Here is a 26,963-nt window from a genome sequence, read left to right as displayed (position 1 = left end):
CATCAACGAAACCGTAACGCTTCTCAGCGCAGTATGATTTCCACACGCCGGTTCTGTGGCTCCCTCGTGTTGTCACCCGTCGGCACCAGAGGATGCGTCTGTCCGAAGCCCTGAACCTGAATCAGCGACCCCGCCACGCCGTCGCGCACCAATTCCGCCTTCACCACGTTCGCACGCCGCAGCGACAGTTCCATGTTGTAGCGCTCGCCCCGCTTGCCGGGATGAGCGGCGGAGGTGTCGGTGTAGCCTGACACCTCGATCCGCGTGAGCGCCGTATGGGACGTGGCCTGCGCGGCTACGGCCACGATCGCACGCGCACGATCGGTCAGATCACTATGATCCCAGTCAAAGAAAACGAGATAGGTGCGGGCGCTGGCAGGCACCGGCACCAGCGGCTCCGTTTGAGGCGGTGGCGGGGGAGGAGCCGGATTGAACTCGTAACGCAGGCCCAGCATCAGCGAATGGTTGAAGTCGGTCTTGGTGTCGTGATGTCCACCCGCCAGACCTTCTTCCTTGGGCAGATTGGTGCTTCCTCCGACATTGCCATACGCAACGGCATTGTAGGATTGCGGCGCAAGCATGGTCCAGAAACGATATTCCGCCGTGGCGGACAGCCCCACAACCCACGGCACCGGGAACGACAGTCCGAACATGCCCTGATAGGTGAAGCCGCCAAAGGTGCCGCGCATGCTCTCCTGAATGTTCCGTCCCGGTGACATGGAGCGGAAACTCGCGTCCATATGACTCCACCCATAGCCAATGCCAGCACCGAAATAGGGAAACAGCCAAGGCTTACCGATATCGAGATCGAACAGCGCATTGGCCATGAAACCATAGGTCTGACGTCGCCCGTCGCCCTTGGTTTTCATCGTGGCCGTGCCCAGATCGCGATAATCCGAATTGCGGTAATTGCCTTCCATCTCGACACGAAAACCGTTGCCGAGACCATACCCCACAGAACCCAGTCCGACCGCGCCGGTTTTCCAGCGGTCACGACCATAGGGCAGAGAACGACTCATACGAACCTGCTGGTCCTGATTGAACGTCGCACCGCCTTCGCCTGCGATGTACCATCCCTGCACAGGCTGTGCATGGGCCGCGGAAGCAAGAAGACCGAGGACGAGCGGCGCCGACAGGACATATCCTGCAAGAAACCCTTTACGCAGCTTCATCACCTTCTCCTCATGTCCGCTTCGCCGATCCGTTTCCCGCGGATCGTAAGCGACGCGACCGGCACCCATACCCATTCGTCCCGCCCTGTTTTGCTGAAACCCGTTGTTCGTGCAACTCGCAAAGAGATGTATCCGCCCTGCACTCACACCTGCACGCCGCTCCGTTACGTGACAATCAGCCCTTGAAAGGTCAGACAGTTCCGCTCCGCCAAAGCAAAGCCACGCAAGGTGTAACCTTTCCGCAACATGTATTGTCAATCCTGTAGCACCTGCGCCTCAAAAGGCGGTTCAAGATCATCCGTCTCGAACTCCAGCACCCACAAGTCCGGATCGCGCCGCACTTGTCGGTCCACATAGGCTGCGGCTTCTTCTTCAGAAACAGGGGCGATTCCCGTGCCTCTTATCCATGCGCGGCGCCCCTCTCCCGTGATCGTGCGCGTCAACACCACGGCTTGTCGCGCACGGTCCACAAGGATCGCAAGCACCCCGCCCGCGTCCTCGTCTCCCTTGCGCAGACGCACGGCTCCCCGCCCGCTCATGTTCGCCTGACGTAACACAGCGGACACCCACAGCGCTGTCTTCAGACGTGGCTCGTCATGCTCTCTCATTCTGCGGCAGCTTCTTCCAATCCGGTGTCTTCGGGCATCATGGCCAGCGCCGCAGAATAGGCCGTGTGATTTTCGATAAGGGAACGCGCCAGTTCGAGATCGAGATCGCTGCCAAGGGCCGCAGGACACGCCTTGCGGATGTCCAGAATACGCGACACCCCCACCGGATAGCGCACATTGCGGGACGCGAGAACAGCGGAAGAATCGGCTGTCTTGCCTGCTTCCAGCGCCTTGAGCTGCCGCTCTGAGTCCAGCGCCCCCCGACTCGTACACAATTGCGGCATCACGCCCAATCCCTGCAAAGGCCACCCCAAAGGCGCGATCACCCGGCTCCACGTCACGAACAGTTCTCCGCGATCGGGCAACTGCGCCACAGTCTGCACCAGCCCCTTGCCCAGAGTGGAACTCCCCACCACCACCGCACGCCGGTGATCGGCCAGAGCTGCCGCCAGAATCTCGGCGGCACTTGCGGTCCGCCCGTCCACCAGCACCACGACAGGCAGATGATTGAGCATGTCACCGCCTTGTACAGCCCAGACATGATTGGCTTGCGGATCTCGCCCCTTCGTGATGGCAGCCACGCCATTGTCGAGAAGAAGAGCCGCAGCCGTAACCGCCTGTTGCAGCACCCCCCCCCGATTGCCGCGCAGATCCAGCACCACGCCACGCAAATGCCGATCCTGCGTCGCCTGATCGAGATATTGGCTCATTTCCTCCGCCGTTTCGGACGAAAAGGACGTCAGGCGAAGGATGACCATGGCGCCGGAACTGAACGCGAAAACCGTCTCGGGCGGCACGCGGGCACGTTGAAACGTCAATGTCCGCATTCTGTGAGACACAGGAGAGAAGAAGCGCACGGACACGCGGCTGCCTTCTTCTCCCTCCAGCATGTCACGCACTTCCGTCGCACTGCGCCCTGTCACACTGCGTCCGTTCACCGCCAGGATATGGTCCCCCACATCCACGCCTGCGGGCCATGCCGGTCCGTTGGTGTTGACGGCACTAACCACGAACGCACGCCCGCTTCGGGTCCGTCCCCTCGAATGAGACGGTGTTTCTACGGTGCTCTCGGTCACCGCCAGTCCGAGGCCAGCCTGGGCGCCGCTGCGCCGCGTTCGATCCGTTTCGGCTGGTGCTGGCGCTACATACCGGGAATAGGGGTCAAGATGATTGAAGATTTCATCGAAGACACTCTGCGTAAGCCCTGTTTGTCCGGCCGTCCTGAGAGTGTCCGAATGTTGCCATGCCGCAGCAAGCAAATCGGTCACGACATCCGCCCATGCCCCAACATCCGTCTCCAGCGGCACAGGGCGACGGATGAGGACATCCTGCCCCTGCATAAGCACAAGACCATCCGGTCCTTCCGCCACATGCAGCGATGGGTCCAGCGCACCGATCCCCCCCAGTCCCCAAAGCGAAAACTGCCGGGCTGTGTGGGATTGAAGCGTACGGGGGGAGAGAAACTCCATGGCCGTCATGAACACAGAGTGCAAAAGTGTCGTGTCCGGCCCCATACCTACCGCCGCATGCGGGTCAGTCGCGACAGATGCGGAGCCCTGCGTTGCGGGGGCAATGCTCTCCGTGGCGACCGGAACAGCAGCTTGCGCGCAGGCAGCCGTCACCAGCAACCAGACCACCAGAAGAAGAACCGATGAGGTCAATCGGGCATAACCACGCCGTAAGCGGATGCAGGCAGACATGAAACTCTGCCGCCGAAGGCGTTCCACCATCCTCAACGTGTGACGGGGGAGCGGACAATTCCTTGCAGACGGATCAAGCCGTCTCGGACGTCTCCGAAAAACGGGCGACGTCGTACTGTCAGCTTCTCGGGAGAAGACGCTATTGCGGCCGAACACGCCCACTCTCCCTCACCCGATTCCCCGTTGATCCACTTTCGGAAAACAGCAGACCGGTTGTTCTCTCATCCGTCAACGCGACCTGCTGCCGGACGGGGTCGCATTCGTAACATGGCCGCCACGTTCTGCAACCTCGCCACACCATGTCAGCAGTCGCGCGGATGCCACGGCTGCCACGCAAGCTGCCCGCCCCTCCGTTGCCGCCAGATGGACGGCAAGCGCTGCGCGATCCTCTTCGGGCTCTTCCACACCATCGAGCAGGCTGCGATGACACAGGAGATCGGCATACCGGCGGATGGGACTGGTGACATGCGTGTACACATCCAGCGCCAGTGCGTGATGGGGAGCCGGGCATGGAGATGCAAACGCAGGCAGGCGGCTGGGGTTCACTCCCATTCCTTTGGGGTGGACACGGAACAGCCCCGCATGAGACGCATCGCGCATAAGCCGAGCCGCCGCATGATTGGCCATCACCATGAACCGTTCGATCATCCGGTGACTGGTCAAAGGCACATCGCAGTAAGGGATGGGTTGCCCGTTATCCCAACGGAATTGCACAACCGCTTGCGTGTCCTCACAACGGGTTGCGCCGCGCCGCGCCTCTGCTGCGGCAAGAGCCCGATCGACCGTACGTAATGCCCCGATCATGGCAGACGGAATGCGTTCCGGAGGTTCCTCCTGTCCGTCGAGCACGGCCTGCATCCGCTCATAGGTCAGACGCGCGTGACTGCGCATGAATCCACGGCGCAGTTCAGCGCTTTCCAGCTCTCCATCTGCGGAAAGGCGTAGATCGAAGAGAACACAAGGCCGGTCTTCATTCGGACGCAGGGAACACAGATTTTCGGACAGTCGTGGCGGCAACATCGGCACCACCCGGTCCGGCAGATAAACCGAATGCCCGCGACGCCGTGCCTCGTGATCGAGAGCCGAACCTTTGGTGACATAATGCGCCACATCGGCAATGGCGACGACGAGGCGCAATCCCGTCTCCACCTCTCCGGCCCAGATCGCATCGTCAAAATCACGAGCGTGCACGCCATCGATGGTCAGCAGCGGCAGATCGCGCACATCCAGACGACCCTGTTTTCTGGCCGTCGCCTCGTCCATCGGCTGGCAGGCTGCGGCTTCCCGCAACACCTCATCGGGAAAAACTTCGGGAAGTCCGGCTTCAAGCTGGCATGCGAGCATAAGCGTTGCGGGCTGGTCCTGAGTGCCCAGAACGCGCCCATCGGGCGCGCGCTCCATTGCAGATGGATCGGTCAAATCCACCACTTCTGCGGCGCAACAACCATCCACCGTGCGCAGGACGCCGACGGTTTGACCCGCATCTGCCTCCAGAAGGCGCAGAACACGTCCTGCAAAGCGCCCCGGCCCCAAGGGAGTAAGGCGGGCCAGCACTCGGCTTGCCAGGCGTGGGCGCAAAAACTGCACAGCATCCACACGCAAAAAGACGACTGGCGGGATCGCACCTGCCAAGGGTGGACCTTTTGCAAACCACGCGATCAATCCACCGTAGCGGTCCTGCCCCGTCACCACCAACTCCGCCACGCGCGGAAGATCACGCATACCCCGCAACCGCCCGGCCAGTGCGGGATCGCAGAACACACCCTCCAGCGTCATCTCCCGCAGCAGCGCCTTCAATGCGCCCTTGGCGGAAGGCGCAAGTCCCAGACGGCGCAGGATTTCTGGAGGCGTGAGGGGTTCCTCAGCCTGACGCAAAAGACAAAGAAGCGCGTCCCGGTCCAGAGACATGCGCTTCCTGTCCAATCCCGTCATTCAACCTCGGGAGCGGCCTTCTTCTTCGCCGGAGACTTGCGGGTCGCGGGCTTCTTGGCAGTCGTGGATGCGGCAGCTTTCTTTGTAGGAGCCTTACGCGGTGCGGCTTTCTTCGCGGGCTTCTCCTCATCCCCTTCCGCCGCAGCCTTCTTGGAAGACGCTTTTTTCGTCGTCGTCTTTTTCTTGGCGGCAGCCTTACCCTTTGCCTTGAGCGGCTTGCCCTTCTCGGCCAGCAGCGCGAGCGCGCCGTCGAGTGTCACATCGTCCATGCTCTCGCCGCGCGGCAGGTTGGCCACCACCTGACCGTGCTGCACATACGGTCCGAACCGCCCTTTGCGCACCATCACCGGTTCGCCATCCTTGGGATGCGCCCCAAGCGTGCGGATGGAGGCCATCTTCTTGGCCAGAGCATCGACCGCGCGGTTCAGGCCCACGGTCAGAACGTCGTCGTCCTTGTCGAGGGAGCCATAGATTGCTCCCATCTTCACATACGGCCCGAAACGCCCGAGACCGGCCTCGATCGGCTCCTTGAACTCGGGGTGGATGCCCACGATGCGCGGCAGGCTGAGCAGCCCCACGGCCTGATCCAGCGTCAAACTCTCAGCGGTGAGACCACGCGGCAGCGAGGCTCGCTTCGGCTTGGCTTTCTTGTCCTCAGGGTTGGGTTCCCCCTGCTGGACATAAAGCCCCCACGGCCCACGCTTGAGCGTGATGTCTTCGCCCGTCACCGGATGCTGGCCCAACAGCTTCATGCCGTCCTTGAGGCCATCCGCGCCATCGCCCTCACCGCCTTCGACGGCCAGTTTGCGGGTGTACTGGCACTCTGGATAATTTGAGCAGCCAATGAAGGCGCCGAACCGGCCGAGCTTCAGCCCGAGCCGGCCCGTGCCGCAGGACGTACACCGACGCGGATCGGAGCCGTCATCGGTCGGCGGGAAGAAGTGCGAACCGAGATCCTGATCCAGCGCGTCGATCACCTCCGTGATCGTCAGATCCTTTGTCTGCGCGACAGCAGCCGAGAATGCCTGCCAGAACGCGCTCATCACCGCGCGCCAGTCGGCCCGGCCACCCGAGATGTCATCGAGCTGCTCTTCAAGGCCAGCCGTAAACTGCGTGTCCACATAACGCTCGAAGAACGAGACGAGGAACGCCGTCACCAGCCGTCCGCGATCCTCGGGAACGAAACGCCGGCTCTCGAGCCGCACGTAATTGCGATCCCGCAGCACACCGAGAATGGAGGCATAGGTGGAAGGACGACCGATGCCGATCTCTTCCATTTTCTTGACGAGTGAGGCTTCCGAATAACGCGGCGGCGGCTGGGTGAAATGCTGTTCCGTGTCCACCTTCTCACGCTTGAGCGGGTCGCGCTCGTTCATCGGCGGCAACATGCGGCTCTCATCGTCCGCCGCCTTGTCGGTTTCGTCACGCCCCTCGGAATAGAGCTTGAGAAAGCCGTCGAATGCGATGATCGACCCATTGGCCCGCAACACGGTGCACCCCGGCTGATCGGCGACATCGACCGCCACCTGATCCAACTCCGCCGACTGCATCTGGCTGGCCACTGCGCGCTTCCACACCAGTTCATAAAGCCGACGCTGATCGTCCGTCAGATGGCGCGCAACAGATGCGGGCGTGCGGCTGACATCCGTAGGCCGGATCGCTTCATGCGCTTCCTGCGCGTTCTTGGCTTTGGTGGTGTAGATTCGCGGCTGTGGCGGCACGTAATTCGTACCGAAATCCTTGCCGATGTGACGGCGGATATCGGTAATCGCCTCTCCCGCCATCGTGACGCCATCGGTTCGCATATAGGTGATGAGACCGACCGTCTCGCCTCCCAGATCGATACCTTCGTAAAGCTGCTGCGCCGTGCGCATCGTGTTCTGCGCGCCCATGCCCAGCTTGCGCGAGGCTTCCTGCTGCATGGTGGACGTCGTGAACGGCGGCGGAGGATTGCGCTTGACCTTCTTGCGCTCGACCGACTTGACCGCGAACGTGCCACCGAGCACGGCGTCGCGTGCGGCGTATGCCCGTTCCTCGTTGTTCAGGTCGAACTGGTCGAGCTTCTTGCCGTCCAGATGCGTCAGACGTGCGGTAAAAGGCGCGTTGCTTGGCGTCAGGAACGTTGCGATGACAGTCCAGTATTCACGCGGCTTGAAAACCTCAATCTCGGCTTCCCGCTCACAGATCAGGCGCAGCGCCACCGACTGCACGCGCCCCGCGCTCTTCGAGCCGGGCAGCTTGCGCCACAGCACCGGCGAGAGCGTGAACCCCACCAGATAGTCCAGCGCACGACGGGCGAGATACGCCTCGATCAGCGGCATATCGAGATCGCGCGGATGCGCCATTGCCTCGCGGATCGCGCCCTTGGTGATCTCATTGAAGGTCACACGCCGGACTTCGACGCCTTTGAGCGCTTTCTTCTCTTCCAGCATGGCGCGGACATGCCACGAGATCGCCTCGCCCTCACGATCCGGGTCAGTGGCGAGGTAGAGCGTGTGCGCGCCCTTGAGCGCCTTTATTATGGCCGCCACCTGCTTCTGTCCGCGCTCGTCGGACTGCCACTTCATGGCGAAGCCCTCGTCGGGCAGCACGGAACCATCCTTGGGGGGCAGGTCACGCACATGCCCGAAGGAGGCCAGCACGGTGTAGCCATCACCAAGGTACTTGTTGATCGTTTTTGCCTTGGCAGGCGACTCAACCACGACGACGTCAGTCATGTTCTCTCCGGGCCCGCGTCGATCCGAAGCGTACGATCACTCCATTTCGGCAGGCAGCAACTGGACAACGGCTCCTCCGGGCAGCATCTCCACCCGGCCGGCAAGCTCCAGCTCGGTCAACACCGCAAGAACCGCCGAGACCGAGAACTGGCAGCGCCGAACCAGATCGTCAACCGGCACGGGTGTGAAGGACAACAGCTCCTTCATTCGTGTCCGCACGATTTCCACGTCCGGCGCCGCCAAGCCGGGCGGTCCCCGCCATGCCGCCTGCTCCTCGGAAAAACCTTTTCCGAACAGATGCCCACCCATCGTTTCACGCCGAAGATAGGGCACGATATCGCTGAGGTCCTCCACCAGATGCGCGTGCTTGCGCAACAGGTCATTGCTGCCCCGGCATCTCGGATCGAGCGGCGATCCCGGCACAGCAAACACAGCCCGACTGTAGCGATCCGCCAGTTCCGCCGTGATGAGGCTGCCCGAACGCAGCGCGGCTTCAACCACCACCGTGCCAAGCGTCAGTCCCGCGATCAGCCGGTTGCGACGGGGGAAATGCCGCGCCTGCGGCTGGGTGCCCAAAGGCGCTTCCGTGACGATGGCACCCTTTTGGGCAATCAGTTCCTGCAGGGACGCGTGCTCAGGCGGATACACCACGTCCAGACCGCCCGCGATGGCCGCCACCGTACTGCCCCACTGAGGAAAATCACCATGCAGCGCCCCCTTGTGCGCGGCACCGTCAATTCCACGGGCCAGTCCCGAGACAACTGTAATTCCGGCATGAGACAATTCGGTCGCCAGACTTTCGGCCAGACGCATCCCGGCAGCCGAAGCGTTTCGCGCGCCCACCATGCCGATGCTGCGCTCGGCATTCAGGCACGCCACATCGCCAAGCACGGAAATAATGGGCGGCGAATCCGGCACTTCCGCCAGAAGCGCGGGGTAATCCGGGTCATGCAGCGTGAGTATCCGGCCACCGAGAGCCTGCGTTGCTTCGATCTCGCGCAGAATCTCGGCCTCGTCCGCTATTTTCAGCGGCCCTTTCCGACCACCACGCCGGGCCCGTTCCGGCACGGCATCCAGCGCGCGCTGCGGACAGCCATGCTCGGCCATCAGCCGCCGCCACGTCACCGGCCCGACATTCTCTGTGCGGGCCAGACGCAGCAGCGCTGGCAGATCAGGATTCACGCGAGACCTGTCTTGCGCGCGGCAATCATTTACCGGACTGCCCAATCCGTGGCTCGGTGCCCTTCAGAAGCCGCGCGATATTGGCGCCATGACGCAGAATGACGACCAACGCGATGAACAGGCCCGCCAGAGGTTTCTGGGACTGAGTGAAGGAGTGCCCATACAGAAAGAACAGCATCAGCGGCATGCACGCGAACGCCAGCAACGCCCCGGCGGACGAAATGCGCGTGATCTTCGCACCGACCAACCAGATCAGGCAGCAGGCCAGCCCCACCACGGGGGACATCGCCAGCACCACACCCAACCCCGTCGCCACACCTTTGCCGCCGCGAAACCCCAGCCACACCGGATAACAGTGGCCCACCACCGCAAAAATCGCCGCAACCGCCATGGCACGGTCACCCAGTTCCGGCGGCGTCATCACCCACGCCACCAGCACCGCGAATGCACCTTTGAATCCGTCTAGAAACAGCGTCAGCGCAGCGAGTTTCTTGTTGCCTGTGCGCAAAACATTGGTCGCGCCAATATTGCCAGACCCGATCTGACGAATATCGCCTTGGCCGGAAAGAGCTGTCAGCACCAACCCGAACGGCACGCTGCCAAGAAGATAGGACAGGAAAGCAACGCCGATCAGCAGCGTGACGGGCGATTCGATCAGATTCACGCCACGCCTCCGAACACGCGCCGCCCACGTTTCCACGTCCTGAGCACCTTGCCTTCCAGCGCGCGACCATCGAACGGGGTGTTCTGCGCATGGCCGGGCAGTTCGCCCGCCACCACACGCCACGCGCGATCGGGATTGAACAGGCAAAGATCCGCGGCTGCCCCCTGTGCCAGCGTCCCCACCCCTTTCACGCCCAGCAACGCGGCCGGGCGGCAGGTGAGATAGGCCAGAGCTTCAAGTAGTGACAGCGTGCCATCGTGATAGCGTGTGAGCGTAACGCCCAGCAGCGTAGCCAGCCCCGTGCCCCCCGCCGAAGCCTGCGCGAACGGCAGGCGCTTGTCGTCAGCATCACGCGGCGCATGATCGGACGCGATGGCGTCGATGGTGCCATCCGCCAGCGCCGCACAGATCGCCAAGCGGTCTTCCTCACGGCGTAGCGGCGGAGAGAACTTGGCGTAGGTGCGAAAATCTCCGATCGCGGTCTCGTTCAGGTCGAAATACTGCGGTGCCGTGTCGCAGGTGATACGCAGACCGCGCGCCTTGGCCTGTCGGATCAGTTCCACGCCCTCACCCGTCGAGACATGGCCGAAATGCAGCCGCCCACCCGTCATCTCGGCAATACGGACATCGCGCGCGATCATGATCGCTTCCGCCGCCGTCGGAATGGCAGGCAGGCCCAGACGCAGCGCAAGCTGCCCTTCTGTAGCACAACCGGACCCAGCCAGCGTCGGCTCTTCGGGATGCTGCACGACCATCGCGTCAAACGCGAAGGCATAGGTCAAAGCCTGTTTCATCAACCGGGCCGTGGCAATCGCCCGTGAGCCGTCCGTGAACGCCACGGCGCCCGCTTCCGCCAACAGGCCAATCTCCGCCAGTTCACCGCCCTGACAGCCCTTGGTCAGCGCGCCATAGGGCAGAATCGAGACATGCTCCGGCTCTTCACCGCGCCAGCGCAGCATCCGCACCATGGCGGGATCGTCGATGGCGGGGGAACCGGTGGGGAGAACGGCCACCGTCGTCACGCCACCGGCAAAGGCCGCACGGGAAGCGGACTTCACGGTCTCACGATATTCGTGCCCCGGTTCACCGATCTCAACACGCATGTCCACAAGGCCGGGGCACAGCACAGAGCCCTGTCCGTCCACAACGCGGACACCCTCTGGCACACCTTCGGCTTCGGGCAGATCATGCCCCGCGATAACGCCGTCACGCACCAGCAAACGACCCGGCTGGTCCAGCGTGGTCGCCGGATCGATCAGGCGCACGTTCTCGAAAAGAATGTCCGCGCTCATGATCGGCTGCTCCGTTTGCTGCGCGAAAGAAGGTCCAGCACCGCCATGCGGACGGCCACGCCCATCTCGACCTGCTCACGGATCACGCTCTGGTCGGAATCCGCAATCTGGCTATCGATCTCCACACCGCGATTCATCGGCCCCGGATGCATCACCAATGCGCCGGGTTTCGCCAGTTCAAGACGGCGGCGATCAAGGCCGTAGAAACGGAAATATTCACGTGCGCTGGGCACAAGACCGCCCGACATGCGCTCGCGTTGCAGACGCAGCATCATCACCACATCGACATCGTGCAGACCGTCCTCCATGCGATGATGCACCTCCACCCCAAGGCTTGCGAGGGAGCGCGGCACCAGCGTCGGCGGTCCGACCACGCGCACGCGGCAGGCCATGGAGGTCAGAAGATGAATATTGGAGCGGGCCACGCGCGAATGGGCCACGTCACCGCAGATCGCGACTGTCAGTCCCTCGATCCGCCCGAGATGACGACGGATGGTGAGCGCATCGAGCAGCGCCTGCGTGGGATGCTCGTGCGTACCGTCACCCGCATTGATGACGGACGCATCCACCTTCTGCGCCAACAACGCGGGCGCACCGGACTGGGCGTGGCGCACCACCAGAAGATCGGTCCGCATGGCGTTCAGTGTGGCGGCCGTGTCGAGCAGGGTCTCGCCCTTGTTCACGGAGGATTGGGCGACCGACATGTTCACCACGTCCGCGCCAAGCCGCTTGCCCGCAAGTTCAAAAGACGTGCGCGTGCGCGTGCTGTCTTCAAAGAACAGATTGATGATGGTCCGCCCACGCAGAAGGTCGCGCGGCGTCTTGCGCGAGCGGTTCATCAGGACATAGCTCTCCGCGAGATCGAGGATCGGCTCGATCCGGGAGGGGTGCATGCCCTGAATCCCGAGAAGATGGCGGTCCGAGGGACCGAAGAAACGGGAACCCCCGGACGGCCCTTCAGCCATTCTGAACGGCTCCTATCCGCGCCAGAACCTCATCACGTCCCAAAGCCGCCACGGTCGCATCGATACCGGGCGATGTCGTTGTACCGCACAGGACCGCGCGAAGAGGCTGCGCCACTTTACCGAGCTTCAGTTCATGCTTTTCCGCGAATACGCGCAGCGCCGCATCCACATGCTCGGCGTCGAACGGATCGACCACAGCAAGATCGCGCGCCAGTTCACCCAGCATGACGCGATTCTCAGGTGTGAGCTGTTTTTCAGCCTTGGCATCGAAGGACAGCGGCACCTGCCGCCCAAGGAACGCGGCGTTGTCAGCCAGTTCCACCAGCGTACGGGCACGCTCTTTCAGACCCGGCATCAGCGCACGGACGCGAGCGCGGGTGATCTCGCCCGTATCCACGCCTTCACGCCCGCTCAGGCGCTCCATCACATCGTTGGTCAGACGGTCATCGTCCGCCTCACGCAGATAGACGGCATTGACGTGCTCAAGCTTGGTGTAATCCATCCGCGAGGCCGAACGCCCGACGCCCGAGAGATCGAACAGACGGATCTGCTCATCACGCGAGAGAATCTCGGCATCGCCATGGCCCCAACCAAGACGCAGCAGATAGTTGCACAGCGCTTCCGGCAGGTAGCCCATTTCGCGGAACTCCACGACGGACTGCGCGCCATGGCGCTTGGAGAGCTTCGCGCCATCGGGACCATGAATGAGCGGCAGATGCGCGAAACGCGGAGCTTCCCAGCCCATGGCACGGTAGATCATGAGTTGACGGAAGGTGTTGGTCAGATGATCGTCGCCACGGATCACATGCGTGATCTCCATGTCGTGATCGTCCACCACCACGGCGTGCTGATAGGTCGGCGTGCCGTCGGAGCGCAGGATGATCATGTCATCCAACTCCGCGTTGGCTACACGGACTTCACCCTGCACCAGATCCTCAATCACCGCCTCACCCTCACGCGGGGCCTTGATGCGAATGGCATAAGGAGCGCCAGCGGGCGCTTCGGACGGGTCGCGATCACGCCACATGCCGTTATAGCGCGGCGGGCGGCCTTCAGCCTGCGCCGCCTCGCGCATCTCTTTCAGCTCTTCAGGAGTGCAGAAGCACTTGTAAGCCTTGCCCTCGGCCAGAAGCTGAAGGGCGACCTCACGATGGCGCTCTTCCCGCGCGGACTGGAAAACGGGCTCTCCGTCCCATGTGAGGCCCATCCATTTCAGGCCGTCAAAGATTACGTCCACCGCTTTTTGCGTGGAGCGTTCCTTGTCCGTGTCCTCGATGCGCAGGACAAATTGTCCGCCACAATGGCGCGCATAGAGAAAATTGAAGAGGGCGGCCCGGGCGTTGCCGATATGCAGCAAGCCGGTCGGAGAAGGGGCAAAGCGCGTACGAACGGTCATGGACGGCTCCATATCACGGAGCCCGAAGGGCTGCCATGGGGAAGAAGATGAGGCAGGATTTCGGTCCTGACACACGAAAACGTCCGCCCCCAAAGTTAAGGGCGGACGCTCAAGCACACTCGGACGCTATGAGAGTGGTTTACTCTGCCGCAACAGTCCGGGAACGACCGAAGGCGAACACCGAACAGGCGCACACTACGGCAATATTCACGGCCAACGCGATCAACCCCGTGGACACCAGCATGGAATGTTCACCCATACCCAGCGCATGCACCGGCTTGAGGCCATCCGCCCAGCACATGCTCAGCCCCACGATATTGCCAACCACCCATCCCGCCAGCATGGCCGCTGATGAGAAACGCACCTTGAGCAACCCAAGGATCAACGCCGGGAAGGTCTGGAGAATGATGACACCCCCAAGCAACTGAAGATCAATGGCGAATTTCGCGTTGAGAAACAGCACGCACAAAAGCGCACCCAGCTTCACACCGAAGGCCGCGATCTGAGATGTCCGCACCGATTCCAGCCGCTTGGGCAGAATGTTGTGCGTGAGCAGATTGGCCGCACCGATGGCCATGACCGCTGCGGGCACCAGCGCGCCGATGGCGATCGCCGCGAACGCGAAACCCGCGAACCAGTCTGGGAACAGCTTGAGAAAGAGATACGGCACGACCATCGAGCTGACTTTGGTGTCGATCCCCGCCACATGCGCCATCATGCCCAGCATGGCGATCAGACCCAGCACGATCGTGTAGATCGGCAGGAAGACCGCGTTCTGTTTCACCGTATCGGCGGACTTGGCGGCAAGAATGCCCGTCAACGTGTGCGGATAAAGAAACGCCGCCAGTGCCGAGGACAGAGCCAGCGTGGCATATGGCACCATCTGACCGGACGGCAGCACATGCGTGGCGTCGGGCAGAGGCACGAAGCTGTCCATGACCTCGAACATATGGCCATAACCGCCAAGATGCATCGGGATCAGTGTTACAGCGGCGATGACAGCGATGTAGATCATCACGTCCTTGATAAAGGCCGTGAGCGCCGGGGCATGCAGACCGCCGAGCCATGTGTAGGCCGCGAGCGAGAAGAACGCGATGATGAGCGGAGCATCGCCGGGCAGGCCGAGCGCCTGCACCACCGTGCGAATGCCGATCAGCTGAAGCGCGATATAGGGCATGACCGCGATCAGCCCCGAAAACGCCACCGCCAGTTCAAGCGTGCGGCTGCTGAACCGCGCGCGGATGATGTCCGCCGCCGTCGCATGACCGCCCTCATTGGCGATTTTCCACAGCTTGGGCATCACCAAAAAGATGAACGGATAAACGATGATGGTGTAAGGCAGCGCAAAGAAGCCATAAGCCCCCACGGCATAGACCAGCGCTGGCACGGCGATGACGGTATAGGCCGTGTAGAAGTCGCCGCCCACGAGGAACCACGTCACCCACGCACCGAAGCCACGGCCACCAAGGCCCCAGTCCTCGGTGCCGTGATGCGCGTCCGCACTCTTTTTGGCGCTGCTGGAAAACCACTTTTTCCAGTGCGTGACCGTCGTGCCCGCGACAATCGTCACGCCGAAAAAGAGAACGAAGACAATCAGCGCAACCGTATCGGCCGAAGGAACGCCGTTCATGACTGCGCCCCCTTCTTCCAAGCCAGCCAGATCAACACCGACGTCACAGGAACCCAGGCGAACTGGTACCAGTAGAAGAACGGGAAGCCCAGCAGGACAGGCGTGCGGAAATTATAGAACGGCACCCATAGCAGGCCGACGAACGGCGCCAGCAGCAACACGTTGAAGATTTTCATGTAGCGCCCAGTTTTTATTATTTTGGTTTGGCGGACAGCTCCAGAGTGTGAAATGACCACAACGAAGTCAACAACACATGAGCGGGAGGAATGAGTCTGATGTCATTTTCGCCACAGTACAGCCCCGCCACCGATCACACCCGTCTGGGTGATCTGTTCTACGACGTCGTGGAGCCCGCCCGGTTCCCGCAGCACATCCTGCGTTATCGCAACCAGCGCGCCGCCGCGTCCGTGGGATTGGACACGCTGACGGATGAGGAATGGATCGAGCATTTCGGGCGGTTCTCTCCCCTTCCCGGCTCGCTCCCTCATCCACTGGCCCTGCGCTATCACGGCCACCAGTTCCGCCAGTACAACCCCGATCTCGGAGACGGGCGCGGCTTCCTGTTCGCACAACTGCGTGACACGAACGGACGGCTGCTCGACCTCGGCACCAAAGGCAGCGGTCGCACACCATGGTCACGCGGCGGTGACGGGCGGCTGACCCTCAAGGGCGGCGTTCGGGAAATCCTCGCGGCGTCCATGCTGGAAGCTCTGGGCGTGGACACTTCCCGTGCCTTCAGCCTGATCGAGACGGGCGAAAAACTGGACCGGCACGATGAACCCTCGCCCACCCGCTCAGCCGTACTGGTGCGACTCGGGCATTCCCACATCCGCATCGGCACATTTCAGCGCCTCGCCGCCCATGCGGAAACAGCGGCCATCGGCAGCCTCATCACCTATGTTCTGGAAACCTATTACCCTGAACTGACCGTGCCGGAAGGCGACAGTGGGGCGCTCGTACTGTTCGAGGCGGTGTGCGAACGGGTGGCGCGCACCGGAGCGCAATGGATGGCCGCGGGCTTCGTCCACGGCGTTCTGAACACGGACAACATCGCCATCACGGGGGAAAGTTTCGATTACGGTCCGTGGCGTTTTCTGCCGCGCTTCGAGCCGGGCTTCACCGCCGCCTATTTCGATCATCAGGGTCTTTACGCCTATGGCCGCCAGCCAGCGGCGCTGGGATGGAATCTCGCCCGACTTGCGGAATGTCTGCTCGAATTCGCACCCCACACCGGGCTGACGGAGATTCTTTCACGTTTTCCAGCCCGTTACGAAGCGGAACTCGATGCGGCATGGATACGTCGGCTGGGCGTTGCTCCATGCGATGAGCACTCCGATCGCGCTCTGCGGCAGGCCGTCACATTGTTCATGGAGGAAAGCGGCATCCCCTTCGATGCGCTGCCGTTCGACTGGTTCGGCGGCGGCTCAAGCGCGGAGCGGGCGGCGGCCAGCCCCCGCGCGCCCATTTACCAGCGTTCGGATTTCGCCCCCGTTCGGACGCTCCTCGAAACGCGCACCCCTGCCGCAGGCGTCACGCTGGCTCATCCCTATTTTGCCGGAAATACGCCCTGCACCATGCTGATCGACACGGTAGAAACCCTATGGACGCAACTGGCCGAACACGACGACTGGGGCGCATTGGAGGCGAAACTCGCCCAGATCGACGAGATGGCCGTCGCTCTTGGAAACCGCTCGCCTGCCCCATCTTCGCCCTGATGCCGTCATCACTTCGCCTCCGCCGCCTCGGATCCAGACAGGAAATCTTTGCTTTCCGCCATTATTGACAGGCTTCGGGGCCGTTCCTGACCTTCAAGGAGCGGGCGGTTCGGGGTATGGTCGCGCATCGCGGCCCGCGCCGCACTCCCCGAACACGAAACCGTAACGTCAGGACCAGTTACTTGGCGCGTCTCAGCCGCTTCCTTCCCGACACCCTGTCCTCTCCCGACACCCGCTCCACTCTGCGGCGACGGGGAGATGAGCTTGGGGGCATCCTTCTGTGGATCCTCGCGCTCACCTTCCTTCTCGCCTTCGGGAGCTACAACCCTCTCGATCCATCGCCTGACGTATCCACGTCACGGACCGCCACCAACCTTCTGGGGGCGCCTGGCGCATGGGTCGCGGATGTGCTGATTCAGGGGATCGGCATCGCGACGGGTCTGCTGGTCATAGCGCTGGTAGCGTGGGGATGGCGCATTTTCCGCCATCGCGGGTTGAGCGTGTTCGTTCTGCGCGCTGTGGCACTGATCTGCCTGCTGCTCGTCGCGGCGGCTCTGCTGGCGGCCATCCCCATCCTTGTCACGGCCATCCATCCGCCCGCATGGCCATCCGACGCCGGGATCGGTGGCGGCATCGGCGCCAGTATCGCGCGGGAAGCTGTCGCGGCCGGCATGTCAGCCATCGGGCCGGCAGGTGGTGTCATTATCTGGGTTCTGGGGCTGATTCTGGCCCTGCTTCTCGGCGCTCTCGCCTTCGGTCTCGATCGCCGGGAATGGCATGTGATCGGCCGCACGACCGGACGCGGCCTGCTCATCGTCGGACGTCAGCCCGGACGTCTCGCCCGCATCATCATCGCGCGTCAGCGGCGCGGCCTGCCATCCGATGGCAGCACTGCGACCACGCCGCAAAATTATGAATCCGCTTCGGACAACGCATTCTCCAGCCCGGTCGCTGCAATCCGGCGCTCATGGATTCCACGCAGGGCGAAAGCTCCGGCGTCTGCGCAGCCCCCCATAGCCACCCGTCGCTATGAAGCCCCTGCCGCACCTGCGAACATGTCGCCCACGCACCCCAATCCGCAGCCCACGGGACAGGAAGTGGCCCTGTCCGCTCCTTCCCCCCAGTCGCTGCCGGCAAATCGACCAATGGGCCGTCGCCCCTCGCACTCCGGGCAGGAAGAAGAAGACAAGCCCGTTATTTCCCTGCCGGGACCAGCACCGGATCAGCCCGTGCGCGCCATGACCGCGATGGACACGGCACCGGCTTCCTCTGGGGCGCCATCGCGAGTGGAATCGACACCCGAACCAGAGCCAGCCGCGCAGGTTCATCTTGCACCGCAGAGCGATCCTGCACCCCACCCTCCACAGGACGTCGTACCGCCCCACGCGCCTCGCGAACCTGTGGCCGACACCGGTCGCAAATCCTTTCTCTCGCGGCTTTTCCCCGGTAAGGACGAAAGCGCCGCTTCCGGCAAGGGAAGTGCCAGCGTCCGAGCGGATGCCTCCGGCAATGGGCAGGGGTGGGTTCTGCCCCCCATCTCCCTTCTGCGCGCACCACCACCTTCACGCGCCGAGCAGATGCCCACGCGCGAACTGCTGGAAGCCAATGCCCGTCTTCTTGAAACGGTTCTGGCCGATTTCGGCGTGCAGGGACGCATCGTGGACCTCCATCCCGGTCCTGTCGTGACACTGTATGAACTGGAACCTGCGCCCGGTATCCGTTCCGCACGGGTGATCGGGCTTGCCGATGACATCGCGCGCTCGCTCTCTGTGCTCAGTGTCCGCATCGCAACTGTGCCCGGTCGCAACGTGATCGGTATCGAAGTGCCGAACGCCACGCGCCAGACAGTCTATCTTTCGGAACTGTTCAATCGCCCGGAATGGATCAACACCACCGGCAAGCTTGAACTGGCTCTCGGCAAGGACATCGCGGGCGAGGCCGTGTTCAGCGACCTGGCCCGCATGCCGCATCTGCTCGTGGCTGGCACCACCGGCTCGGGTAAGTCGGTTGGCATCAACGCCATGATCCTCTCGCTGCTCTTCCGTCATTCACCCGATGAATGCCGCCTGATCATGATCGACCCGAAGGTGCTGGAATTGTCGATCTATGACGGCATCCCGCACCTGCTGACGCCGGTGGTGACGGAACCCAACAAGGCCGTGACCGCCCTCAAATGGGTCGTGCGCGAGATGGACCGTCGCTACCGCGCGATGGCCCATCTTCAGGTGCGTAACATTGGCGGCTACAACGAACGCGCCGCACAGGTGCGCGAGCGGGGGGAAGAAATCACCCGCCGCGTCCAGACCGGCTACGACCCCGAGACGGGCAATCCGATCTTCGAGGAGCAGTCTCTCACGCTGGAGCCACTGCCCTATATCGTCGTCATCATCGATGAGATGGCCGATCTGATGATGACGGCGGGCAAGGAAATCGACGCCGCTGTCCAGCGTCTGGCCCAGAAAGCCCGTGCCGCAGGCATTCATGTCATCATGGCCACCCAGCGCCCATCGGTGGATGTCATCACCGGCACCATCAAGGCCAACTTCCCGACACGTATCTCCTTTCAGGTCATCAGCAAGTTCGACAGCCGCACCATCCTTGGCGAACAGGGCGCGGAGCAGCTTCTGGGTCAGGGCGACATGCTGTTCATGCAGGGCGGTGGGCGCATCACCCGTGTCCACGGTCCCTTCGTGGCGGACGCGGAAGTGGAAGCCGTCACCGAATTCCTGCGCGAGCAGGGTGAGCCGATCTATGACGAAGACGTCATTTCCGAGCGTGAGGAAGAAGGTCCCGGTGCCGCCTTCGACACGGGAAGCGGCGACGGGGATTCGAGCCTCTACGACAAGGCCGTGGCCATCGTCATCCGAGAGGGCAAAGCCTCAACCTCTTTCGTGCAGCGCAACCTCTCCATTGGGTACAACCGCGCCGCCAAGCTGATCGAACAGATGGAGAAAAGCGGCATCGTCAGCGCTGCCGACCATGTGGGACGCCGCAAGATCCTCATCGGACGCGGTGCGGGAGAGGAATAGGCGGGCATGAAACCCCGCTTCCCCCGCGCTCAGCCGAAAGAGAGGGCTGTGCCCCCCGGTGCCTCCCTCCCCTTCCCCATCCTGTTTTCAAGCCCGCAGGCGCTTGTCATCGACAAACCCGCCGGACTGCCCGTGCATCCGGGGCCGCGAGGCGGTCCAAGCGTGGAGGACTGGTTTCCGCTCATGAGTCGCCGTCGGGACGGGCCCTGGCTGGCGCACCGACTGGACACGGACACCGCAGGCTGCCTCGCCATTGCCCTGCGCAAACAGGCACTACTCACGATGCAAACGTGCTTTGCCTCCGGGCAGGCGCGCAAGACCTACTGGGCTGTGGTGGAAGGCGTGCCGGATGAGAGCGGCGAGATCGACCAGCCACTGCGCAAGGTCAGTTCCCCGGCAGCGGGCTGGAAAATGGAATTACACCCTTCCGGGCAGGCCGCCCGCACAAGCTGGCGGCGGCTGGGAACGGATGGACATATCTCATGGCTGGAACTGAGTCTGCACACCGGCCGTACCCATCAAGCCCGAGTGCATTGCGCAGCGCTCGGCACACCGATTCTGGGCGACCCGGTCTATGGAACCCGAACGCCCAACGTCAGCATGCTGCATCTTTTCAGCCGTCGGCTCGAACTGCCTCTGGGGGCTCCGATCGCAGCGACGGCTTCTCCACCCGCTCACATGCTGACGGCGCTGACACGCTGCGGTTTCAGGGAAACACTACAGCCTCAGGACGGAAACCTTCCGGTTTCGTCCTGATGACTTGTTGGGGCATCAGTTGCTGACGCCGTGCCAGGACTTGCCCTGGAATTTGTATTCCACATGCAGTTCTTCGATCACTTCCGAGAACACATGGTTGTCGTAGGTAATCATGGAAGGAAGCGCGCGGGTGCGGTTGAAATCCGCATGGAAGGTGCGATTCAGGCCACGCTCAAAAGGACCGGGGCCGGTCTTGTAGGGAATGTAGAGGCTGGGGAACAGGTAGCAGTTGCGATACAGCGACAGCAGCACATCCCCAAGGATCGGGCTGTTGGCCACGGAGCCGAAGAAATCGTTATGCACCACGCAATCATGCGTGAGCAGGAACACATGCGAATGATGCTGTGAGAGGCGCCCGAAGAACACCTCTTCCGAACGAATGCGGATATCGGCGTCCAGCCACCAGCCGCCCAGCGCCTGGATCACATGCACGCGCAGGAAATCTGCTGCTTCCGCCGGATGGCGCATCCCCATGAAAAGGTTCCGTGCCTCGACGCCATACACCTCGTAAAGCCACTGGGCAGCCTCGGCCTGATTGAAGGTCTTGACCTCCAGCCCCTTGAGAGAGCGGTGATATTCGAAATTGCGCTCAACCTCTTCTGGGGTCTCGTTATCCCAGTACATGTAAATCTTGCGCGGGATCAGCGTGCTCGGCACGCGGGCATCCGCCACGCCATTGTGCATCTGCTCCTGATAGAGGCGGTTCACCACCTCCAGATAGAGCCGGTCGCACTCCTCACCCGTATGGAACTCGTCGTAGCAGTTGCCCATCATGCGGGTCGCCTTGACGAGATCACCCGTGTTCCATGCGGTGCGAATGCCCGCGATGTAGTTGTAGAGAGGAATGGACAGTCCTTTGAGCGCTTCCATATCCTCATCGCTCAGCGGTAGGCCCGCCTTGAGCTGGCAGAGCAGACTGACATGCAGGAGAATATGAGCGCCGGGATGCTGATCGGGCGACTTCGAATGAAGTTCATAGCCGATGTGGTACACGCGCGCCGCTTCCGCCACACAGCGGTCGGTGTGCAGGATATTGGCGAGATGAAACGCCGCTTCCACCGTGCCGCAGCCGTGCTCATTGTAATAAGCTATGGCGCGCTCGTTATTTGCGAGATCGGAGGGGCTCAGTTGCGGTGACTGCACCGTGTCGGACATTCCATTCTCTCCGAAGTCGCTATGTTTTCACGTTTTCTCTACCAAATCCTGCCGTCATGACAACCTGCCATCTGACAGGAGAGCCAGTGGAACGTAACTCTTAACAAAACGTCCGCCTGCCGCCATCGTGCGCCACGTTCAAGAAGGATGGGAGAAAGAGATGGCCAGCCCCCCGAAAGTTCTGGTGCGCGGCGCAGGTGTCGCCGGGCTGGTGTCGGCCGTCACTCTCGCACTCCGGGGTGCGAAGGTCACGCTTATCGAATCGGGACCGAAAGTGGGATCGGGAGCGTCATGGATGGCGGGCGGCATGCTCACCCCATGGTGCGAAGCCGAATCCGCCCCCGCCGAAGTCACGGAACGCTCCGTCGATTCGCTCGGCTGGTGGCAGGCCAACGTGCATGATGTACAGGCCAATGGCAGCCTTGTTCTGGCCCCTCCCCGCGATACGGCGGAGATTGCCCGTTTCGGGCGACGCACCAGCCATTTCGAGACCATCGGTCCAGACGAGATCGCCCGACTTGAACCCGATCTTCAAGGGCGGTTCGCCAAAGCCCTCTTCTTTCCCACGGAAGGCCATCTGGACCCGCGCGAAGCTCTCCCAGCCCTCGCCCGCCGTCTCGTTGCCCTTGGCGGCACGCTGCTGACCGACACTCTCGCCCCGCCGGATGAGAGTTTCGATTGGGACGTGGACTGCACCGGCCTCAACGCCCGCGCAAATCTCAGCCATCTCCGTGGCGTGCGGGGAGAGATGATCCTGCTCCGCTGCCCTGATGTAACGCTGCATCGTCCTGTCCGCCTGCTGCATCCACGCATTCCCATCTACATCGTCCCGCGCCGGAACCATCTTTTCATGGTGGGCGCCACGATGATCGAGAGCGAGAACGACGGTCCCATGACCCTGCGTTCCATGAGTGAACTTCTGAACGCCGCGTGGGTTCTTCATCCGGGCTTTGCGGAAGCCGAAATCCTCGACATGGGAACCGGACTGCGGCCCTCCTATCCTGACAACATGCCGCTGGTGACACAGGAAGGACGCCACATCTTCGTTAACGGCATGTATCGACACGGCTATCTGCTCTCGCCCTGGCTGGCCCAGCAGGTGGAACACATCGTCTTCGCGTGACATGTCTCCAGCTTGCGTCCCGACCATGAACACCCCAAGTGTGGCGGGAACGAACCCAATCCTTCAAAGGGCGATGAGGTCAGCATGAACATTGTGGTTAATGACGAACCCAAGGTCGTAGCCGCCCGCACGCTCGCGACGCTGATCGGTGAACTCGGTCTGGCCGATGCTCGGATTGCAACGGCCGTGGATGGCGCATTCGTCCCTGCCTCCGGACGGGAGAATCTGGCACTGACGGACGGCATGAAGATCGAAATCGTGGCGCCAAGGCAGGGAGGCTGATCCTTCGATGCTCTTTTATGGCACCCCACTCACCTCTCCCCTGATGCTGGGCACCGCCCAGTATCCCTCTCCCGAGATTTTGGCCTCCGCCGTGCGGGAGGCGCAGGCGGGCGTCATCACGGTCTCGCTTCGCCGCGAATCGGCCGGACAGAAAGCCGGGCAGGCATTCTGGTCCCTCATCCGCGAACTGAACGTGCCCGTTTTGCCCAACACGGCTGGCTGCCATACCGTCAAGGAAGCCGTAACGACGGCGCATATGGCGCGCGAAGTCTTCGAGACGGACTGGATCAAACTCGAAGTGATCGGGGATTCCGACACGCTTCAGCCAGATGTGTTCGGACTGGTGGAAGCGGCTCGCATTCTCTCGGAAGACGGATTCAAGGTTTTTCCCTACACCACGGAAGATCTCGTCGTGGCCGAAAGGCTTCTGGCGGCGGGATGCGAAGTGCTGATGCCATGGGGCGCACCCATCGGCTCGGGGCGCGGCCTGAACAACGTCTTCGGGCTGCGGGCTTTGCGCGCTCATTTTCCCGATGTTCCGCTGGTGGTCGATGCGGGTATCGGTGTGCCCTCTCATGCCGCACAGGCCATGGAACTGGGCTATGACGCGGTGCTCATCAACACCGCCGTTGCCAAAGCCGGTGATCCGGCACTCATGGCACGGGCTTTCCGTCTGGCTGTGGAGGCCGGAAAAGCCGCCTTCGAAGCCGATCCGATGGAAGCGCGCGACATGGCGGCTCCTTCAACACCTCTTCTTGGAAGGCCCATGCTGGCATGACCTCTTCCCGCCATTTGCCGCAGCGCATCTACCCGGTTGTCGATCGCGCATCCTGGATTGACCGTCTTGGAAAGGCGGGCGCACGCTTCATCCAGCTTCGCATCAAGGACAAAGCTGGTCCCGAGTTGCTGGAAGAAATCCGCGAAGGGTTGAAAGCTGCGAACGCGCACGACATCACGCTTGTCATCAATGATTTCTGGCGCGAAGCGCTCGAATGTGGCGCAACACATGTTCATCTCGGTCAGGAAGATCTCGATACGGCGGACATGAAGGCTCTGCGCGCGGCCGGGATTGGCGTAGGAATCAGCACTCATGATGTGCCTGAACTGGAACGCGCCCTTTCCTTCGCTCCGTGGTACGTAGCGCTTGGACCGATCTGGCCCACGACGACCAAGGAAATGGCGTTCGGTCCGCAGGGAACGCAGCGTCTGACCGAATGGCGCGAACGCATTGGTCCCGACATGCCGCTGGTGGCCATTGGCGGCATTACGCTGGAGCGTGCTCCCGCGTGTCTCGCGGCTGGGGCCGATTCCGTTTCCGCCATTTCGGACTTTATCCGCCACGCCGATCCCGAAGGGCAGGTCCGGAAGTGGCTTGCCGCAACCCATTCCTGAATTTTTTGTTCCGGATTTAAATCTTCTTCAATCGCTATCACCGATCATCCAATGCAGGTGATCGGATCGGGGTTCGGTGTCGGCAGTCCATGTCATTTTGAGAGCAGCACGGCTGTTGGCTGCCTTATATGTCGGTTATGCCGTGACGGGAGACCTACGGGCAGCGCGCGCGGAAGGTGCATTCAACGCTCACGATCTCACCATCCTCGGAGAAACGCTGCATTTCATCGTGCCGCCACCTTCCGGTGTGGTTAAGGTCGCTATTGCCTTCAACCCCGATATGCCCCAGTCCCGTCAGGAAGCGGAACAGATCAGGGAGGCTTTTGGCGGAGACCTCTCGATTGCGGGGATGTCCCTCCAGCCATCTTCCGTCAGTTTGTCCGTTCTCGAAGCCACGCCATTTGCCGTCGTCATCGCGACCGAGGGCACAGGAACCGCCGTTCTCCAGCATGCCGTCGTCACCCATCATGCTGTATGCGTGACAGGGCATCTCAGCGACGTGACGAATGGCACCTGCCAGATTTATCTGACGACCCAACCCAGCGTGGACATCCGTCTCAATGAGGCCGCAACGGAAGCGGCTGACGTGCATTTCGCGACCGCTTTCCGCATCATGGTCCACACCCTCTGATCAGACATCGCTGAGGCGACGGCGCACTTCCTGCGCCGTTGCGGCAATAACCCGATCCACACTATCCACGATGCGGGTATTGAGCCCGAATCCGCCACCATTGCGTGGGTGCATGTAGAGCGTACGGCAGATTTCCAACTGCACGGCCTGCACACCTTCTCGCGGACGACCGTAATGCGTGGTGATGTATCCCCCGGCAAACGGATGATTGCGCGCGACCTGAAACTTCTGCTCCCGCAAGACTGCGGCAATGGCACGTGACATTTCCCGGTCGCAGGACGTTCCGTAGCGGTCCCCGATCACACAATCGGCACGTGATCCCTCCACACCGGGAGGCATGGAGTGAACATCCAGCAGGACACAAAAGCCGTGACGCTGCCTTTTGCTTTCAATAAGTTCGGAAAGCGTCTCATGATAGGGTCGCCAGAAACGCTGCAAGCGCTCGGTGACCTCTTTCATCGATAGTCGCGTCGCATAGAGCAACTGCCCTCCCGACACGACACCGGGCACACTTCCCAGCCCCGCCAACCCACGAGACGTCGGCGCACATCCCGATTTCGACGCATCACTAATCATACGCGGGTCGATGTCCATACATGCCCGGTTCACATCGCAGACCACACGAGGAAAGTTGGCGTGCAGCAGCGTCGCACCATGAGATGGCGCTGACGCCACCAAGGTATCGACGTGAAAATCTTCACTCGTCCGCAGAACATTCAGAGGAAGACGACACCGCTCAAGAAAAGCCGCCTCATAATCCCGCCCGGAATGAGGAGAGGACACAATGAGGGGCAGATCGCGGTCTGTAGGAGGAGACACGACAAAAACCGCCGGTCGTCCTCCCCTTTCCACACTTTGGACATCGATGGAAAATGCCGGCTCTACGCCCTGCGCAGAAAGAATCGTCTCGCTCATGGATACAGGATACACATCCTGCATCAAATGGGCTTGCACTCTCCAAAAAGCCGCTGTAGAAGCCACCTCACCGAGCAGATGGGCGCATAGCTCAGCGGTAGAGCACTACCTTGACATGGTAGGGGTCACAGGTTCAATCCCTGTTGCGCCCACCATCTGTTCCGGCAGAAAACCAACGGTTTTCCGAGACTTATGCATCGGAGTGCCATCCTTTGCAGTTGAGTCTAGCACGCTGTTAGCACGCATATTGAAATTTACCATCGATCGGGCTGCTACCCGGTCGATGGCGCTTGCGACCTCTTCAATAGACCTTCTGGCGTTTGCGAGGAAGTCTGGCCGCACATGTACATAACGTCCTGTGGTGCGAAGATTTGGCATGGCATGCCCCATGAGCGAGGCAACTTCTATCTCTGGTACGCCACGCGTAATCAGTTCAGTCGCCATGGTATGACGAATTGTGTAGGGCACGATTTCTGACGATAAGCCTGCTGCGTCCCGAGCAGCACGCCATGCTCCGTTGATCTTGAGAATCGGCTTACTCTTGTAGTGAGGTGGTCCCGTCCGTTCGGACAGTTTTGCGGGCTTGATAAGCTATACCCGGTTGTTGTTATGCCGCCCTTCTGACGGCGTTGCTGTTGGCCATCTGGTCCGGGGTTAACCCCGGACCAGATGGCGTCGGCACGTTATGATACGCCTCATCGGGCGTA

Annotated in this window: 23 protein-coding genes and 1 tRNA gene; 9 read left to right on the top strand and 15 right to left on the bottom strand. The window is 61.8% G+C overall.

The features are described from left to right. Positions 1–23: 23 nt before the first annotated feature. From GOB87_RS04570 to GOB87_RS04515, 12 genes are all read right to left on the bottom strand, one after another. Positions 24–1,172 (bottom strand): OmpA family protein, encoded by a 1,149-nt coding sequence (locus GOB87_RS04570; RefSeq protein ID WP_166313455.1) that lies wholly within the window; start codon positions 1,170–1,172, stop codon positions 24–26. Between the two features lie 254 nt (positions 1,173–1,426). Further along, the gene (locus tag GOB87_RS04565; protein WP_166313372.1) at positions 1,427–1,780 is read right to left on the bottom strand and encodes a DUF1491 family protein; all 354 of its coding nucleotides are present in this window, start codon (positions 1,778–1,780) and stop codon (positions 1,427–1,429) included. Continuing rightward, entirely contained in the window at positions 1,777–3,480 is a 1,704-nt protein-coding gene (locus GOB87_RS04560) for a S41 family peptidase (RefSeq protein ID WP_242006156.1), read from the bottom strand. Before GOB87_RS04560 ends, GOB87_RS04565 begins: the two co-directional genes overlap by 4 nt. Positions 3,481–3,708: 228 nt before the next feature. Beyond that, positions 3,709–5,388 carry an RNB domain-containing ribonuclease gene (locus tag GOB87_RS04555; protein ID WP_166313370.1) on the bottom strand — a complete coding sequence of 560 codons (1,680 nt, stop codon included), beginning with the start codon at positions 5,386–5,388 and terminating at the stop codon, positions 3,709–3,711. A gap of 20 nt (positions 5,389–5,408) precedes the next feature. After that, positions 5,409–8,129: a type I DNA topoisomerase gene (topA, locus tag GOB87_RS04550; RefSeq protein WP_166313369.1), complete on the bottom strand. Its 2,721-nt coding sequence runs from the start codon at positions 8,127–8,129 to the stop codon at positions 5,409–5,411. Between the two features lie 36 nt (positions 8,130–8,165). After that, positions 8,166–9,311: a DNA-processing protein DprA gene (gene dprA, locus GOB87_RS04545; RefSeq protein ID WP_264805675.1), complete on the bottom strand. Its 1,146-nt coding sequence runs from the start codon at positions 9,309–9,311 to the stop codon at positions 8,166–8,168. 25 nt (positions 9,312–9,336) lie between these two features. Beyond that, the gene (plsY, locus tag GOB87_RS04540) at positions 9,337–9,975 is read right to left on the bottom strand and encodes a glycerol-3-phosphate 1-O-acyltransferase PlsY (protein WP_166313368.1); all 639 of its coding nucleotides are present in this window, start codon (positions 9,973–9,975) and stop codon (positions 9,337–9,339) included. Further along, positions 9,972–11,267: a dihydroorotase gene (locus GOB87_RS04535; RefSeq protein WP_166313367.1), complete on the bottom strand. Its 1,296-nt coding sequence runs from the start codon at positions 11,265–11,267 to the stop codon at positions 9,972–9,974. Before GOB87_RS04535 ends, plsY begins: the two co-directional genes overlap by 4 nt. Further along, positions 11,264–12,232: an aspartate carbamoyltransferase catalytic subunit gene (locus GOB87_RS04530; protein WP_166313366.1), complete on the bottom strand. Its 969-nt coding sequence runs from the start codon at positions 12,230–12,232 to the stop codon at positions 11,264–11,266. Before GOB87_RS04530 ends, GOB87_RS04535 begins: the two co-directional genes overlap by 4 nt. Next, entirely contained in the window at positions 12,225–13,628 is a 1,404-nt protein-coding gene (gene gltX, locus GOB87_RS04525) for a glutamate--tRNA ligase (RefSeq protein WP_166313365.1), read from the bottom strand. Before gltX ends, GOB87_RS04530 begins: the two co-directional genes overlap by 8 nt. Positions 13,629–13,767: 139 nt before the next feature. After that, entirely contained in the window at positions 13,768–15,258 is a 1,491-nt protein-coding gene (locus tag GOB87_RS04520) for a sodium:solute symporter family protein (RefSeq protein ID WP_166313364.1), read from the bottom strand. Further along, the gene (locus GOB87_RS04515; protein WP_166313363.1) at positions 15,255–15,434 is read right to left on the bottom strand and encodes a DUF3311 domain-containing protein; all 180 of its coding nucleotides are present in this window, start codon (positions 15,432–15,434) and stop codon (positions 15,255–15,257) included. Before GOB87_RS04515 ends, GOB87_RS04520 begins: the two co-directional genes overlap by 4 nt. 99 nt (positions 15,435–15,533) lie before the next feature. On the opposite strand from GOB87_RS04515, the gene GOB87_RS04510 reads away from it, so the two are divergent. From GOB87_RS04510 to GOB87_RS04500, 3 genes are all read left to right on the top strand, one after another. Further along, the gene (locus tag GOB87_RS04510) at positions 15,534–16,973 is read left to right on the top strand and encodes a protein adenylyltransferase SelO (RefSeq protein WP_166313362.1); all 1,440 of its coding nucleotides are present in this window, start codon (positions 15,534–15,536) and stop codon (positions 16,971–16,973) included. A 182-nt stretch (positions 16,974–17,155) separates the two neighbouring features. After that, complete coding sequence (locus tag GOB87_RS04505) at positions 17,156–20,002, top strand: DNA translocase FtsK (protein ID WP_166313361.1); 2,847 nt, start codon at positions 17,156–17,158, stop codon at positions 20,000–20,002. 6 nt (positions 20,003–20,008) lie between these two features. Beyond that, on the top strand, positions 20,009–20,758 hold the full coding sequence (locus GOB87_RS04500) for an RluA family pseudouridine synthase (RefSeq protein ID WP_166313360.1): 750 nt from the start codon (positions 20,009–20,011) through the stop codon (positions 20,756–20,758). A gap of 15 nt (positions 20,759–20,773) precedes the next feature. On the opposite strand, the gene GOB87_RS04495 is transcribed toward GOB87_RS04500, so the two are convergent. Continuing rightward, positions 20,774–21,913: a glycosyltransferase family 32 protein gene (locus GOB87_RS04495; protein ID WP_166313359.1), complete on the bottom strand. Its 1,140-nt coding sequence runs from the start codon at positions 21,911–21,913 to the stop codon at positions 20,774–20,776. Positions 21,914–22,073: 160 nt separating this feature from the next. Here GOB87_RS04495 and thiO point away from each other — a divergent pair, with 160 nt between their 5' ends. From thiO to GOB87_RS04470, 5 genes are all read left to right on the top strand, one after another. Continuing rightward, a complete protein-coding gene (gene thiO / locus GOB87_RS04490) occupies positions 22,074–23,036 on the top strand; it encodes a glycine oxidase ThiO (protein ID WP_166313358.1) in 963 nt (320 codons plus the stop codon). A gap of 84 nt (positions 23,037–23,120) precedes the next feature. After that, entirely contained in the window at positions 23,121–23,318 is a 198-nt protein-coding gene (thiS, locus tag GOB87_RS04485) for a sulfur carrier protein ThiS (protein ID WP_166313357.1), read from the top strand. A 7-nt stretch (positions 23,319–23,325) separates the two neighbouring features. Further along, on the top strand, positions 23,326–24,096 hold the full coding sequence (locus GOB87_RS04480; protein ID WP_166313356.1) for a thiazole synthase: 771 nt from the start codon (positions 23,326–23,328) through the stop codon (positions 24,094–24,096). Next, entirely contained in the window at positions 24,093–24,710 is a 618-nt protein-coding gene (locus GOB87_RS04475; protein WP_166313355.1) for a thiamine phosphate synthase, read from the top strand. The genes GOB87_RS04480 and GOB87_RS04475 overlap by 4 nt, the downstream gene beginning before the upstream one ends. A gap of 115 nt (positions 24,711–24,825) precedes the next feature. Next, positions 24,826–25,341: a hypothetical protein gene (locus GOB87_RS04470; RefSeq protein WP_166313354.1), complete on the top strand. Its 516-nt coding sequence runs from the start codon at positions 24,826–24,828 to the stop codon at positions 25,339–25,341. Here GOB87_RS04470 and GOB87_RS04465 read toward each other — a convergent pair whose 3' ends face one another. Continuing rightward, on the bottom strand, positions 25,342–26,256 hold the full coding sequence (locus GOB87_RS04465; RefSeq protein ID WP_166313353.1) for an N-formylglutamate amidohydrolase: 915 nt from the start codon (positions 26,254–26,256) through the stop codon (positions 25,342–25,344). 80 nt (positions 26,257–26,336) lie between these two features. Here GOB87_RS04465 and GOB87_RS04460 point away from each other — a divergent pair. Continuing rightward, positions 26,337–26,411: transfer RNA gene (locus tag GOB87_RS04460), tRNA-Val, on the top strand. Here the strand turns inward: GOB87_RS04460 and GOB87_RS17105 are convergent. Next, positions 26,362–26,778 carry a tyrosine-type recombinase/integrase gene (locus GOB87_RS17105; RefSeq protein WP_408737106.1) on the bottom strand — a complete coding sequence of 139 codons (417 nt, stop codon included), beginning with the start codon at positions 26,776–26,778 and terminating at the stop codon, positions 26,362–26,364. The two genes, GOB87_RS04460 and GOB87_RS17105, sit on opposite strands and share 50 nt — an antisense overlap. Between the last annotated feature and the right edge of the window lie 185 nt (positions 26,779–26,963).

The organism is Acetobacter estunensis (genome assembly GCF_011516945.1).
GTDB classification, from domain to species: Bacteria; Pseudomonadota; Alphaproteobacteria; order Acetobacterales; family Acetobacteraceae; genus Acetobacter; species Acetobacter estunensis.
This window is presented reverse-complemented; position numbering and strand designations above follow the sequence as displayed.